Origin of the sequence: Microbacterium sp. USHLN272, assembly GCF_037149655.1 — a bacterium.
Lineage (GTDB): Bacteria > Actinomycetota > Actinomycetes > Actinomycetales > Microbacteriaceae > Microbacterium > Microbacterium galbinum.
The window spans coordinates 1,241,620-1,255,286 of the sequence record NZ_JBBCRA010000001.1; the positions used below are offsets into that span (position 1 = coordinate 1,241,620).

Consider the following 13,667-nt stretch of genomic DNA (forward strand, 5'->3'; position numbering starts at 1 on the left):
GGCGCGCCGCAGCGCGACCTCTCCGCCGTGTGGTGTCAGTCCTCGGTCGCGGGGGCGAGTTCGAGCACGCGCGTGAGGGCATCGCGTTCGACGATGAGGGTGGGACCTGCCGGATCGATCACGACGCCCGCCATCTCGGTGTGCCCCGCGAGCACCTTCGCGAGCTGCGCGGGCTCGAACGGCAACGGTCGGTCGCCGCGGCCGAGGGCGATGACCTCGAGCGGGTGCGAGAACAGCTGCAGGAAGCGCTTGCCGTCGGTCGTCTGCGCCTCGGCGATACCCACCTGGCCGTCGGCGCCACCGTCGTTCACGGCCACCCACATGCGCGTCTCGGCGAGAGCCTCGCCCGCACGGGTCGCGGAGTCCTGCTCGCGCGGGGCCGCGACGATGGCCTTGACCGTCATCTCGGCATCGGCCTGCTCGAGCGTCTTCTGCAGCAGCTCGGTCGGGAACACCACCCGGTGCGGCGCGGAGGCGTTGTCGATGATGAGGCCCGCGAAGTCGCCGGCGACGACCTGCTGCATGACGGAGGTCGAGGGCTGCGCCACGGCCGATGTCGAGGAGGGGTCGGCTTCGAGCTTCACCGAGTCGCGCACAGCGGCGGCCGAACTGAAGGCCAGCATGAACTGGCGCTCCTCGTCGCGCACGACGGCGACGGCGAGGGGCTTGCCCTCGGCGATCTGCGCACGGGCATCGCCGTTCACGCGAATGAAGAGGTGTCCCTGCAGCGCCTGCCGCATGACGCCGAGCAGCTGCTCGTTGCTCGCGCCCTTCTCGACCTGCTTCAGGGCCTCGCGCAGCAGCACGTTGTCCTTCATGCCGGGAACGGACTCGGTCTGCTCGGGCGGCGACGCGGGGGCGAGAGGCAGACGCGGCTCGGCGGCGGGAGCGGCAGGGGCGGCCGGCGCCGTAGGCGCGGTCTGCACGGCCGGAGCGGGCTTCGCGTCGGGGTCGGGCAGCGAGACCTCGGGACCCGCCTCCGCTCCGACGCCGCGGAAAGCCTGCACCGAGATGCCGATCGACGGAGCGGCGGGGGCTTCCTCCGCCGCGGCGAACGGAGCCTCATCCGCCGGCGTCTCGACCACCTCGGCGGCGTCGGGTGCGGAGGTGACGGCGTCGTCAGCGGACTTCTTGCGGCGGGAGAAGAGGGCCATATGAGCCAGCCTAACCCTCCACGGCTCCGCCCTCGGCGGCACCGGCCCGGCAGCACCGGGCCGGTGCCGTCAGATCTTCTCGATCGGTGCGACCTTGATGAGGAGCTTCTTCTGCCCGGCGGTGTCGAAGCGCACGTGCGCGATACGCTTGGCGCCCTCACCGGTGACGGCGTCGACGCGACCCTCGCCGAAGTCGACGTGGCGGATGCGGTCCCCCGCGGTGAGTTCGAGGTCGCCGTTGTCGCGCACCTTGGCCGTGACGCGGTTCGGGAACCGGTCCATGGCGGTCGAGAGGGGCTTGAGCGAATCGCGGCCCGGCAGCGGCTTGACTCCGAAGCGATCGCCGGAGCCGGAACCCGACCCCGATCCTCCGAATCCGCCCGCACGGCGCGCGTTGAGGGCGCGCGACTGCATGCCCCCACGGGAGTTGACGTCTCCCGGAGACTGGCGCCAGTCGATCAGAGCGACCGGGATCTCTTGCAGGAAACGGCTCGGCATCGCGACGGTCACCTCGCCGAACTGCGCCCTGGTCATCGCGAGCGACAGGTGCAGGCGCTTGCGAGCACGGGTGATGCCCACGTAGAAGAGCCGACGCTCCTCCTGCGGACCACCCGGCTCGCCGGCCGAGATGCGGTGCGGGATGAGGTCTTCCTCGACACCCGTGACGAAGACCGCGTCGTACTCGAGGCCCTTAGCGGTGTGCATCGTCATGAGCGACACCGTGCCCGACTCGTCGTCGAGGTCATCGGCATCCGCCACGAGCGCCACATCGGTGAGGAAGTCGACGATCGTGCCCTCGGGGTTGTTGCGTGCGAAATCGCGGGCGACGGCGACGAACTCGTCGAGGTTCTCGACGCGCGCTTCGTCTTGCGGGTCGCGGCTGGCGCGCAGCGCATCGAGGTAACCGCTCTTGGCGAGCAGCAGGCTCAGGCCGTCGGCCACGGTCGTCGGAGCCGGCACCTCGCCCGTCGGCGGCAGCATGATGGCCGTCGCCTCGGTGAGCACGGCGTCGAGCTGCGCGATCGCCGCCTGGATCTTGGGGCCGAAGCCGAGCTGTGCCGGCATAGACAGGGCATCGCGGAACGTGATCCCGTGCTCCTCGGCGAAGCGGGCGATGGCCGTCTCGGTCACATCGCCGATGCCGCGACGCGGCTTGTTGAGGATGCGGCGCACCGCCATCTCGTCAGCGGGGTTCGCGACCGCCACGAGATACGCCAGCGCGTCCTTGATCTCGGCGCGCTCGTAGAACTTGGTACCGCCCATGATCTTGTACGGCACCGCCGAACGGATGAAGATCTCCTCGAGCGCACGCGACTGGGAGTTCGTGCGGTAGAAGACCGCCATCTCGGAGTACGGCATGCCGGCGCGGTGCAGCGCCTCGACCTCGTCGGCCACGAACTGCGCCTCGTCGTGCTGCGAGTACCCGGTGAAGCCGATGATCTTGTCGCCCTCGCCCCGGTCGCTCCAGAGCTTCTTCTCCTTGCGGTCGAAGTTGTTGCCGATCACCGCGTTGGCCGCCGAGAGGATGTTCTGCGTCGAGCGGTAGTTCTGCTCGAGCAGCACCACGCGCGCCCCGGGGAAGTCGCGTTCGAACTCGCTGATGTTGCGGATGTCGGCACCGCGGAACGCGTAGATCGACTGGTCGGAGTCGCCGACGACGGTGAGCGAGGCTCCGGCGGTCTCGGCGTTCTTCGGCTCGGGCTCCGGCTCGAAGATCATCATGCCGTTCGAGGCATACGGGTCGGGTGCCGACGAGGATGCGAGGGGCCGCGTGAGCTCATGGATGAGCGCGTATTGCGCGTGGTTGGTGTCCTGGTACTCGTCGACGAGGATGTGCCGGAACCGACGGCGATACGTGTCGGCCACCTCGGGGAACGCGCGGAACAGATAGACCGTCTGCCCGATCAGGTCGTCGAAGTCGAAGGCGTTCGCCTTCTGCAGCTGACGCTGGTAGTCGGCGAAGACCTCGACGAAGATCCGCTCGGCGGGGTCCGACATGTTGGCCTGCCGCGCATAGGACTCGGCATCCGACAGCTCGTTCTTGAGCTTCGAGATGCGCGACTGCACGGATGCCGGGGTCAGCCCGAAGGCGTCGGCCTCGTGCTCCTTGACCAGACGCTTGATGAGCGCGCGGGAGTCACCCGAGTCGTAGATCGTGAACGACTTGGTGAACCCGAACTGCTGCGCCTCGCGCCGCAGGATGCGCACGCATGCCGAGTGGAAGGTCGAGATCCACATGCCGCGTGCCGCATCGCCGATCAGGCCCTCGACGCGCTCGCGCATCTCGCCCGCCGCCTTGTTGGTGAAGGTGATCGCGAGGATCTGGCTCGGCCAGGCCTCGCGGCTACGCAGCAGCGACGCGATCCGACGCGTGAGCACGCTCGTCTTGCCCGATCCGGCCCCCGCGACGATGAGCAGCGCGGGACCGCGGTAGGTGACGGCTTCGAGCTGCTGCGGGTTGAGGCCGGCGAGGAGGTCGTCTTGACCCTGCGGGCCGGCGGTTCCGGGAACGATGAGAGGAGCTTCGGTCATGGCTCTACGAGTCTAGGCGGCGCCACCGACACCACCGCCGCCCGTTTCCCTCCCGCGCACGGTCCGGCATCCGCGACCGGAGCTCAGGCGATGCGCGTCCCCGGCGGCAGCATCCGTGCGGGCGTGCGCGTGCGCGACCACGCCCCGGCGAACAGCGACCCGGCGATCACGACCTGCACTCCGAGCCCGACGAACCAGCTCGGCACCGTGGAGTCGATCACCTCGCGCGGAGTCGGACCGGGGCTCCCCACCGCGCAGTCGTCCCAGCGCTGTTCGAGGGGCGACAGCTGCGCGCTGCGCACCCCGTACTTGATCTGCCCGAACAGATCGACCGGATACCCGCCGCTTCCGTACTCGGTGGGCGTGGCGTCGGCCAGCACGACGAAGGGGTTCGCGGCGAGCGCCCACCACACGAGATCGAAGCGCGGCACCTCGTAGGTGTATTCCTCCCATTGGTCGCAGATCGGGCCGTTCTCGTCGTAGGGACGGCTGTAGTTCGTCGCCTCGCCGCGCATGGCGAGCCCGCCCAGCGCGAACACGATGAGCGTGCCGATCACGAGACCGGCGACCACGAGGTACGTCGTGGCGACCGAGAACAGCGGACGCGCGATCAGACCGCTCAGCCCCACCCCGATGGCCGCGACGATGACGATCTCCGCGGCCAGTACGAGGATCGAGATGAGCAGCACCAGCGGGTCCGCGCCCCCGCCGAGCAGCGAGAAGGCGAGGAAGGGCAGCGCGACGAGCAGGAATGCCCCGCCCGTCGCGATCGCGGCGACGAGCTTGCCGAGCATGATGTCACCCGTCGAAGCCGCGGTCACCTGGATCGCGGCGAGGGTCGCCGATTCGCGATCGCCGTTGATGGCGTTGCCGCTCAGCGTGGGCGACACCAGCACGACGAGCAGGAGCACCATGTTCACGACGATCGAGAAGATCCCCGCCCCCGGGGCGTCGCCGTAGGAGTAGACGGCGGACGACAGCGCAGTGACCCCGAGGAGCACCGCGGCGAAGACGCCGAGCAGCACGTACCAACCGACACTGCGCAGGCGCTGGGTCAGTTCGAGACGGGCGATGGTGCCGATATGGGCGATGCTCATGCTCCGGCCTCCGTTCCGGGGTGAGCCGTGGGCGGGGGTACGACCGTCGGATTCAGATGCAGGAACGTGTGTTCGAGCGCGCTCTGCGCCGGCGCGAACTCCGAGATCGGGAGCTGCGCGGCGACCAGCCTCTGCAGCGCGTGCGCGGCGGACTCCTCGGTCTCGAAGCCGATCAGTACGGCTCCGCGGTCGGCGCCGAGCGACTCCGGAGCCACCCCGAGGGTCGACGCGACCTGCCAGGCGTCGGCGGCCAACCGATCGGTCGAGGCGCCGAGCAGCCGGATCCGCCAGGCGCGGACGGATGCCTGGGCCGGCGCCGCGTCGACCACCGCTCCCGCGACGAGGAAGACGGCGTCGTCGACGACCTCCTCGAGCTCCGAGAGGATGTGGCTGGAGATGAGCACGGTGCGCCCCTCGGCGGCGAGACGGCGCAGCAGCACGCGCAGCTGCACACGGGCCTCGGGATCGAGTCCCGAGGCGGGCTCGTCGAGCAGCAGCACCCGGGGGTCGTGCACGAGCGCCCGGGCGAGCCCGAGCTTCTGCTTCTGCCCGCGGGAGAGCACCTTCGCGGGGGAATCGGCGAGCGGGGTGAGCCCGACGAGGTCGAGCAGCGCGGCGGCCCGATGCGCGGCATCCGTCGGTGCGATGTCGTACAGACGGCCCGTGGTCACGAGTGTCTCGCGGGCCGTCAGCGAGGGCCAAGCGCCGAGCGCGTCGGGCATCCACCCGAGCAGCCGGCGGGCGGCCAGCGGATCGACCATCGGATCGACCCCGCCGATGCGGATCGTGCCGGTGTCGGGGGCGAGCAGCGAGGCCAGCATCAGGAGCAGGGTCGTCTTGCCCGCGCCGTTCGGCCCGACGAGTCCGGTCACCCGCCCCGGTTCCGCGCGCAGTGTGGCCGACCGGACGGCCTGCACCGTCCCGAACGCCCGGCTGACGTCTTCCACGACGATTCCACTCATGCGAGCCAGTCTGGCATTCGGCTCCGACGCTCCCGCCGCGCACCGCCGGGTCGCGCCGACGCCGGCTCTGCCTGTGCCCGATCCCTCAGCCGCGGAAGAACGCCACGCCCAGGTCCGGGTGATCGACGAAGACGCCGTCGATCCCCTGCCGCGCGATCACGCCCCACTCCGCCTCGTAGTCGCCGAAGGCGCCCTTGCCCCCGTCGCCGCGGAACTCGGGCGCGAGGAAGGCGTTCTCGGGTCGGCACGTCCAGGTGAAGACCTTGAGGCCGCGCGCATGCGCGTCGGCGACGATCGTGTTGCCGTGCGCCAGCAGCATCTTCTTGCTCACGCTGATGCCGTCGACCGCGCCGATCAGGCCGTTGAGGCCCCGCGGTGCGACTGTCGCCTTGTAGGTGAGCGCCCTCTTGCCGTGGGCGACGAGCTGGTCGTAGGGGCGGCCGGACGATTCGATCAGGTAGATGTAGGAGGCCGGGATGCCGCGGGCCCGGAGCTGCCCCAGCACGGTCTGCTCGAAGCACTCGATGATCAGCGGCAGTTCTCCGTCGGCCCAGCCGGCGGCCCGCAGATCGCGCTCGATCAGCGGCGCGAGGTCGAGACCGATGCTCGCGAAGTACGTGGCGTGCTTGACCTCGAGCACCACGCCGATCTCGCGCCCGTGCTCGACCGACCCGCGCCGCACGAGGTCGAGCAGATCGACGAGACGCAGGATCGGCTGCCCGCCGTCGAAGCTGGCGCTCGTGGCGCGCACCTCGGGCAGACGCTCGCGCCCGCGGAGCGTCGAGAGCTCGTCCCAGGTGAAGTCCTCGGTGAACCAGCCCGTCAGCGCCTGCCCGTCGACCCGCTTGGTGGTGCGGCGATCGGCGAACTCCGGATGCTCCGCCACATCGGTCGTGCCCGAGATCTCGTTCTCGTGGCGCACGACCAGCACGCCGTCCTTCGTCGCGACGACATCGGGCTCGACGGCATCCACCCCCATCGCGAGCGCCAGCTCGTACGAGGAGCGGCTGTGCTCCGGGCGATACCCGGGCGCGCCCCGGTGTCCGATGACGAGGGGAGTTTTCCTGGGCACGCTCTCAGCGTAGAACACCCCATCGCGCGCCCCACGCCGGTATCGTGGAGGAAAGCGACCTACGACACCCTTCTGGAGTGAGGCCCACCATGAGCAACTTCGCATTCAACAACCCTGCTTTCAAGCGGCAGGATCCGCGCAATGTCGCGACCTACCCCGGCGCACCGCAGGGTGCTCGGGGAGCCCAGGCCGCATCGTTCCAGCACGCCACCGTCGACGCCGCGGCCAACGCGCAGCTCGAGGGCATGTACGCGGCTCCGCCGGCGGGCTCGATCGAGACCGACCGCATGTCCGTCGAGGACACCGTCTGGAAGACGGCCGGCCTGTTCGGCATCCTCCTCGTCACCGCGGCCATCGGCTGGGTGTGGACGCTCGGCGGCACCGACATCACCTCGTTCTCGACCGTCTCGCTCGTGCCGTGGATGATCGGTGCGCTCGGCGGTTTCGTCCTCGCGATGATCATCACCTTCACCTCGCGCAAGAAGGTGCGTCCGGCGCTGATCTTCGCCTACGCCGCCCTCGAGGGTCTGTTCATCGGTGGCATCTCGGCGTTCTTCGAGGTCCTCTACCCGGGCATCGTGCTGCAGGCCACGCTCGCGACGATCTCGGTCGTCGGCGTGACCCTCGCCCTCTTCGCCAGCGGCAAGATCCGCGCGTCGAAGAAGGCCACCAAGATCTTCATGGTCGCGATGGTGGGCTACCTCGTCTTCTCGCTGCTGAACCTCGTGCTCATGTGGACCGGCGTCCTGCCCGCCAGCCAGGCCTTCGGCCTCTACAGCGCCGAGATCATGGGCATTCCGCTCGGACTGATCATCGGCGTGCTCGTGGTCATCATGGCCGCCTACTCGCTGGTGCTCGACTTCGACCAGATCCAGCAGGGTGTGCGCAACGGCGCTCCCCGCGTCTACGGCTGGCTCGGCGCCTTCGGCATCATGGTCACGGTCGTCTGGCTGTACGTCGAGATCCTGCGCATCATCGCGATCGTCCGCGGCAACAACTGACGATCCGTCGTCTGTCGCTCACGAGGCCCGTCTCCCTTCGGAGGCGGGCCTCCTGCATGTTCCGCCCCGCGGCGCAAGGGGTTTCCTGAAAGCTTCCTGAGAGCGCAGAATCGAGCGATCAGACGAAACTCGTCTGCACACAGGAGGTCATCATGAGCTTTCTCGGCTTTCTTCTTCTCGGTCTCATCGCCGGGGCCATCGCGAAACTGATCCTGCCCGGCAAGCAGGGCGGTGGATGGTTCATCACGCTTCTGCTGGGCGTCGTCGGCGCCCTGCTCGGAGGGTGGCTCGGCTCGCTGATCCTCAACCGCCCGCTCACCGAGTTCTGGGATCTCGGCACGTGGCTCCTCGCCATCGGCGGATCGATCATCGTGCTGCTGATCTACGGCCTCATCGTCGGTCGTGGCAGTCGCAGCAAGGCCTGATCACCGCTCCGTGCGCTGATCGCGGCGCTTCGCCCCCTCCGGCCCCCGGTGGGGGCGAAGTCATGTCCGCTCGCCGCGCGACTTCGCCTCGAGCAGCGCACGTTCACGGTCGTTGCCGGTGAGGGCGGCGGCCGTCGCGAACTCGCTGCGCGCTTCGTCCTCCCTCCCGAGGCGGCGCAGCATCTCGGCCCGTGTCGCCGGCAGCAGGTGGTACCCGCGCAGAACTCCGGATGCCTCCAGCTGATCGAGTACCTTCAGCGCCGAGGCCGGCCCCGTCGCCATCGCGACGGCGGCCGCGCGGTTGAGTTCGACGACGGGTGACGGGGCGAGCCGCCCGAGCGCCTCGTAGAGCACGACGATCCGTTCCCAGTCGGTCTCCTCGATCGACGGAGCGAGCGCATGGCACTCGGCGATAGCCGCCTGCAGTCCATAGGCGCCACGGCCTCGGCCGACGGCATCCGCCCGCGCGAGTGCGGCGCGTCCTCGCGTGATCCGGCTGCGGTCCCACAGCCGTCGGTCCTGGTCGCCGAGCAGCACCGGATCTCCCTGCGCGTCGGTCCGCGCCGGGAACCGCGCCGCGGTGAGCTCCATCAGAGCGAGCAGCCCGAGGGCGTCCGGCTCGCGCGGCATCAGCCCGACCAGCACACGCCCCAGCCTGATCGCCTCGTCGGCGAGGTCCGGCCGCATCCATTCCGGCCCGCTGCTCGCCGCGTGGGCCTCGTTGAAGATCAGGTACACGATGCCGAGGAGCGCCCCGAGACGGGCGGTGTGCTCCTCGCGCGGAGGAGTCTCGAACGGAACCCCCGCCGCGGCCAGCGTCTTCTTCGCCCGCACGATGCGCTGCTGCACGGTGGCCGTGGGAACCAGGAACGCGCGAGCGATCTCCTCGCTCGACAGCCCCGCGACCACGCGCAGGGTGAGAGCCACCTGGGCTTCGCGTGACAGCACGGGGTGACAGGCGATGAACATCAGCCGGAGCACGTCGTCGTCGACCGCGTCCGGATCCCAGGGCACGGCGTCGATCCCCTCGGCCTGCTCGCGCTCCAGGTCGTGAGCGAGCACGGCGATGCGATGATCGAAGCGCTCCTGCCGCCGCCATCCGTCGATCGCTCTGCGCTTCGCGACGGCCGTCAACCAGGCGGCGCCGTTGCGGGGCACACCCTCGACCGGCCACTGCCGCAGCGCATCGAGCAGCGCCTCCTGGGCGAGGTCCTCCGCCCACCCGAAGTCGCCGACCATGCGGGCGAGCGTGCCGACGATCTTCGCCGACTCGATGCGCCAGACCGCGGCGACGGTGCGCTCCACCGTCCCCGGTGGGGGAAGGGGACGCACCGCCGCGTCGTCGGAGGAGGGGGTCATCTCACTGCTGGGCGCGCTGCGCCTGCTCCTCGCGCCAGCCTGCTTCCTTCTCGATCCACTCATTGTCGGCGGGGAAGTCCGAGGCGTCGGTCACCCGGCGCACCTCGAGGAACGATCCGGGTCCGAGCGGTGCACGGCTCGCCCACTCGGCGGCCTCCTCGCGGCTCGACACCTCGAGGATCCAGAATCCGTTGAACAGCTCCTTGGTCTCGCCGTAGGGGCCGTCGGTGATGAGCGGGGTCTCGGCGCTGAAGTCGACGACGAAGCCCTCCGCGGCATCGGTGAGTCCCTCGCCCGCTGCCAGCACGCCGGCCTTGATCATGGACTCGTTGTACTTCCCCATCGCCTCGATGACCTGCTCGAAGGGGATCTCCTTGTACGCATCGACGGCCTCGTCGGTCGCGCGCATGATGAGCATGTAATTCATGGTGTTCTCCTTGATCGATGGGATCGTGTCTCGACCCTCTCATCAAAGACGTCGAACGGGAACGCGTCGGATCGACATGCGATCCGGAATTCTCCGAGATTTCTTCTCGAGCGCTCTCTCGAGCGTGTTCTCAGCGCCGGGGCGGCCGACGCACGGCCGCATCGATCACGGCGGTGAGCGCGCTCAGCGACTTCTCGGGGCTCCATGCCGCGGCCACCTCGGGGGCCTCGGCACTCAGCCGCGCGAGCAGCGCGGGGTCGGCCAGCACGCCGCGCAGGGCGGCGGCCAACGCATCGACATCGCCGCTCGGAGCGAGCACTCCCCCGCCCGCGCCCAGGACGTCGCGGATGCCGTAGCGCACGTCGTACGACACGACCGGCGCGCCGTGCAGCAGCGCCTCGACGATCGACAGCGGTTGCCCCTCGAAGGCGGTGGCGGTGAGCACGACCGAGGCCCGGTCGAGAACGCGCCCCGGGTCGTCGGTGTACCCGGCGAGCACGACGCGATCTGCCGCACCGAGCTCGGCGATGAGGGCGGTCAGGCGCTCCTGCTCCGGTCCGCCGCCCCAGATCTCGAGGCGAGTGTCGGGCACGTCGGCCGCGAGGAACGCACGGATCGCCTGATCGACGCGCTTGCCCGGAGCCAGGCGTCCGAGCACCACGACCAGTCCCGGCTCCCGCAGGTCGTCGCGGCGCGCGACGGCCGCGATCGGGTTCGGCACGGTCTCGTTCCGCGCCGCCGTGCCGAAGCGTGCCACGACGTCGTCGCGCTGCGTCGCCGTCGGCCAGATCACGGCGTCGAAACGGTCGGAGAGGGCGAACCAGCGCGTCCACAGCGCGTTGGTCGGGGCATCCGCCGTGTAGGGAGCCTCGAGGTGGATGGTGTGGATCGTGTGGAGGATGCGCACGCGCGGGTCCTGCCATCCCACGATGAGCTCGCCGAGCTGGCGCGATTCGCAGATGACGACGATCGGGCGGTCGCCGAGGCCCGCGGCCAGGTGCGACAGCCACGCGCGGTACAGTCCGCCGAAACCGGCGACGCCGCCTACGACCTCGCCGTTCGCGTCGAAGATCTGCACCGGCTCGACGCTCAGGTGCCAGTCGGGATTGCCCGGGATCACCGGGAGCGCGACGAACGGCCGCCCCTCGGCATCCGCGATCGTGCGGTACTCGACCCCCGGGTTCGCGGCGAGGGCGGGGTCGGCGACCGCTCGCAGCCATGCGACCCCTCCGCCCTCGGCAGCGACGGCCTCGTCGAAGAGATTGCGCAGGCGAGAGGCGTCGACCAGAGCACCGCGCGAGACGAACGTCTCCCGGTGCTGCGCGTGGTCGGCCGCGGTGCCCGGGTCGAAGGTGAGCAGCTGCGGCCCACGCCCCTCGGCCACGCCCGCACCGGCCAGCTGCCGGGCGCGCGACAGCGTCGCGATCGTGTAGCCGCCGTCGAGGTCGGGGATGAGCCTGCTCGACAGCACCAGGTACTCGGCGTCCGGCAGGGCCGGCGCCGACGCGGGGAGCATCGTCTCCCCTACTCCCACTCGATCGTCCCCGGCGGCTTCGACGTCACGTCGAGCACGACGCGGTTGACGTCGCGCACGCCGTTGGTGATGCGGTTCGAGATCTTGGAGAGCACGTCGTACGGCAGGCGCGTCCAGTCGGCCGTCATCGCGTCTTCGCTCGACACGGGACGCAGCACGATCGGATGGCCGTAGGTGCGGCCGTCGCCCTGCACACCCACCGAGCGCACGTCGGCGAGGAGCACGACGGGGCACTGCCAGATCTCCTGGTCGAGCCCGGCCTTGGTGAGCTCCTCACGGGCGATGGCGTCGGCCTCGCGGAGGATCTCCAGACGGTCGGCCGTGACCTCGCCGATGATGCGGATGCCCAGGCCGGGGCCGGGGAACGGCTGTCGGCCGACGATCGCCTCGGGGATGCCGAGCTCGCGCCCGATCGCCCGGACCTCGTCCTTGAACAGCGCACGCAGCGGCTCGATCAGTTCGAAGTCGAGGTCGTCGGGCAGACCGCCCACGTTGTGGTGCGACTTGATGTTCGCCGTGCCCGCACCGCCGCCGGACTCGACGACGTCGGGGTAGAGCGTGCCCTGCACGAGGAACTTGACCGGGGCACCGCCGGAGGCCTTCGCCTCGGCGACCAGGTCGAGCTGCACCTTCTCGAACGCGCGGATGAACTCGCGTCCGATGATCTTGCGCTTCTCCTCGGGATCGGTGACACCCTTCAGGTGGCCGAGGAAGGTGTCAGCGGCGTCGACCGTGATCAGACGTACGCCCGTGGACTCGACGTAGTCCTTCTCGACCTGCTCACGCTCGCCCTTGCGGAGGAGCCCGTGGTCGACGAATACGGCGGTGAGCTGGTCGCCGATCGCCTTGTGCACGAGCGCGGTGGAGACCGCGGAGTCGACACCGCCGGAGAGCGCCGAGATGACGCGGGCGTCGCCCACCTGCTCGCGGATGCGCTCGATCTGCTCGGCGATCACGTTGCCGCTGTTCCAGTCGGACGCGAGGCCCGCACCCTTGTGCAGGAAGTTCTCGAGCACGCGCTGGCCGTGATCGGAGTGCTTGACCTCCGGGTGCCACTGCACGCCGTAGAAGCCGCGGTCCTCGTTCGCGAACGCCGCGACCTTGGTCGCGTCCGTCGTCGCGAGCACGTCGAAGCCCTCGGGAGCACGCGCGACCTGGTCGCCGTGGCTCATCCACACGTTCTGCTCGACGGGCTGGCCGCCGAGCAGCGTTCCACCGTCACCCGTGATGACCGCATCCGTCGCCCCGTACTCGCGCAGGCCGGTGTTCGCGACCTCGCCGCCCAGCGTCTGAGCCATGTACTGGAAGCCGTAGCAGATGCCGAGCGTGGGCACGCCGAGGTCGAACACCGCGGGGTCGAGGCGCGGCGCTCCCTCCTCGTACACCGACGAGGGCCCTCCGGAGAGGATGATCGCGACCGGGTTCTTGGCGGCGATCTCGGCAGCGGTCGCGGTGTGCGGCACGATCTCGCTGTAGACGCCGGCCTCGCGCACGCGACGGGCGATCAGCTGCGCGTACTGCGCGCCGAAGTCGACGACGAGCGCGGGGCGCTGCTGGGTCTCGGACTGTTCGGTCAACGGGCACCTTCCGGGGCGGGAGCGGAGACCTCTGAGGCCTCTCGGGTGGCGAGGTAGGTCTTGACTTCACGGGCCACGATGGCCTCCATGAAGAACGACAGCAGCGGGATCACGCCGCCGAGGGCGAGCAGGATGAAGCGCGGGAACGGCCAGCGCATCAGGCTCCACATGCGGAAGCACGCGAAGAGGTACACGACGTAGAACCAGCCGTGCGCGACGAGGATCGCCAGCGACACGTTGAAGCCGTCGCCGAGCGAGGTCATCTCGCACGAGTTCGTCCAGGGGGCGAACAGCGACCACCACTCGCAGTCGGCGCCGGCGAGCACGCCGGCGAACCAGAGCGGTCCGCCCGATCCTCCGAGGAACAGTTCGAGGTGGATCGGCGTGTACTTCAGCACCATCTCGGTCAGCAGCAGGAGCAGCATGACTCCGGTGATGATCGACGCGATCTGGTAGAACTTCAGCGCACCGCGGATCGCCGGAAAGCTGGCGACTTTCGGTTCGGGCATGCGTCCAGTCTAGTCGGC

Annotated in this window: 12 protein-coding genes; 2 read left to right on the plus strand and 10 right to left on the minus strand. The window is 69.8% G+C overall.

Annotated elements, in window-relative coordinates; genetic code table 11:
* Positions 1–35 precede the first annotated feature (35 nt).
* The 5 genes from WFJ97_RS06045 to WFJ97_RS06065 all read right to left on the minus strand — a co-directional run bounded on the left by WFJ97_RS06045 (position 36) and on the right by WFJ97_RS06065 (position 6,817).
* Positions 36–1,154, minus strand: a complete 1,119-nt coding sequence (locus tag WFJ97_RS06045; RefSeq protein ID WP_336640816.1) for an SseB family protein — start codon at positions 1,152–1,154, stop codon at positions 36–38.
* Between the two features lie 69 nt (positions 1,155–1,223).
* Positions 1,224–3,686: an ATP-dependent helicase gene (locus tag WFJ97_RS06050; RefSeq protein WP_336640817.1), complete on the minus strand. Its 2,463-nt coding sequence runs from the start codon at positions 3,684–3,686 to the stop codon at positions 1,224–1,226.
* Between the two features lie 83 nt (positions 3,687–3,769).
* Entirely contained in the window at positions 3,770–4,783 is a 1,014-nt protein-coding gene (locus tag WFJ97_RS06055) for an ABC transporter permease (RefSeq protein WP_336640818.1), read from the minus strand.
* Positions 4,780–5,745, minus strand: coding sequence for an ABC transporter ATP-binding protein (locus WFJ97_RS06060; protein ID WP_336640819.1), 966 nt, complete (start codon positions 5,743–5,745; stop codon positions 4,780–4,782). The genes WFJ97_RS06055 and WFJ97_RS06060 overlap by 4 nt, the downstream gene beginning before the upstream one ends.
* Positions 5,746–5,830: 85 nt before the next feature.
* On the minus strand, positions 5,831–6,817 hold the full coding sequence (locus tag WFJ97_RS06065; protein WP_336640820.1) for a glycerophosphodiester phosphodiesterase family protein: 987 nt from the start codon (positions 6,815–6,817) through the stop codon (positions 5,831–5,833).
* Positions 6,818–6,906: 89 nt separating this feature from the next.
* On the opposite strand from WFJ97_RS06065, the gene WFJ97_RS06070 reads away from it, so the two are divergent.
* Together WFJ97_RS06070 and WFJ97_RS06075 are read left to right on the plus strand one after the other, a co-directional pair.
* Entirely contained in the window at positions 6,907–7,818 is a 912-nt protein-coding gene (locus WFJ97_RS06070) for a Bax inhibitor-1/YccA family protein (protein ID WP_336640821.1), read from the plus strand.
* A gap of 152 nt (positions 7,819–7,970) precedes the next feature.
* Positions 7,971–8,243, plus strand: coding sequence for a GlsB/YeaQ/YmgE family stress response membrane protein (locus tag WFJ97_RS06075; protein ID WP_247623152.1), 273 nt, complete (start codon positions 7,971–7,973; stop codon positions 8,241–8,243).
* A 60-nt stretch (positions 8,244–8,303) separates the two neighbouring features.
* Here WFJ97_RS06075 and WFJ97_RS06080 read toward each other — a convergent pair whose 3' ends face one another.
* The 5 genes from WFJ97_RS06080 to WFJ97_RS06100 form a co-directional block, all read right to left on the minus strand.
* Complete coding sequence (locus tag WFJ97_RS06080; protein ID WP_336640822.1) at positions 8,304–9,602, minus strand: RNA polymerase sigma factor; 1,299 nt, start codon at positions 9,600–9,602, stop codon at positions 8,304–8,306.
* 1 nt (position 9,603) lies between these two features.
* Entirely contained in the window at positions 9,604–10,029 is a 426-nt protein-coding gene (locus WFJ97_RS06085) for a YciI family protein (protein WP_336640823.1), read from the minus strand.
* Between the two features lie 130 nt (positions 10,030–10,159).
* Entirely contained in the window at positions 10,160–11,545 is a 1,386-nt protein-coding gene (locus WFJ97_RS06090; RefSeq protein ID WP_336640824.1) for a glycosyltransferase, read from the minus strand.
* Positions 11,546–11,553: 8 nt separating this feature from the next.
* The gene (guaA, locus tag WFJ97_RS06095; RefSeq protein WP_247623156.1) at positions 11,554–13,140 is read right to left on the minus strand and encodes a glutamine-hydrolyzing GMP synthase; all 1,587 of its coding nucleotides are present in this window, start codon (positions 13,138–13,140) and stop codon (positions 11,554–11,556) included.
* A complete protein-coding gene (locus WFJ97_RS06100) occupies positions 13,137–13,649 on the minus strand; it encodes a DUF3817 domain-containing protein (RefSeq protein WP_247623157.1) in 513 nt (170 codons plus the stop codon). The genes guaA and WFJ97_RS06100 overlap by 4 nt, the downstream gene beginning before the upstream one ends.
* Between the last annotated feature and the right edge of the window lie 18 nt (positions 13,650–13,667).

Bases quoted from the DNA above. Each gene is read 5' to 3' on its own strand.
- WFJ97_RS06045 (WP_336640816.1), bottom strand. From the start codon at position 1,154: ATGGCCCTCTTCTCCCGCCGCAAGAAGTCCGCTGACGACGCCGTCACC.
- WFJ97_RS06050 (WP_336640817.1), bottom strand. From the start codon at position 3,686: ATGACCGAAGCTCCTCTCATCGTTCCCGGAACCGCCGGCCCGCAGGGT.
- WFJ97_RS06055 (WP_336640818.1), bottom strand. From the start codon at position 4,783: ATGAGCATCGCCCATATCGGCACCATCGCCCGTCTCGAACTGACCCAG.
- WFJ97_RS06060 (WP_336640819.1), bottom strand. From the start codon at position 5,745: ATGAGTGGAATCGTCGTGGAAGACGTCAGCCGGGCGTTCGGGACGGTG.
- WFJ97_RS06070 (WP_336640821.1), top strand. From the start codon at position 6,907: ATGAGCAACTTCGCATTCAACAACCCTGCTTTCAAGCGGCAGGATCCG.
- WFJ97_RS06075 (WP_247623152.1), top strand. From the start codon at position 7,971: ATGAGCTTTCTCGGCTTTCTTCTTCTCGGTCTCATCGCCGGGGCCATC.
- WFJ97_RS06080 (WP_336640822.1), bottom strand. From the start codon at position 9,602: ATGACCCCCTCCTCCGACGACGCGGCGGTGCGTCCCCTTCCCCCACCG.
- WFJ97_RS06085 (WP_336640823.1), bottom strand. From the start codon at position 10,029: ATGAATTACATGCTCATCATGCGCGCGACCGACGAGGCCGTCGATGCG.
- WFJ97_RS06090 (WP_336640824.1), bottom strand. From the start codon at position 11,545: ATGCTCCCCGCGTCGGCGCCGGCCCTGCCGGACGCCGAGTACCTGGTG.
- WFJ97_RS06100 (WP_247623157.1), bottom strand. From the start codon at position 13,649: ATGCCCGAACCGAAAGTCGCCAGCTTTCCGGCGATCCGCGGTGCGCTG.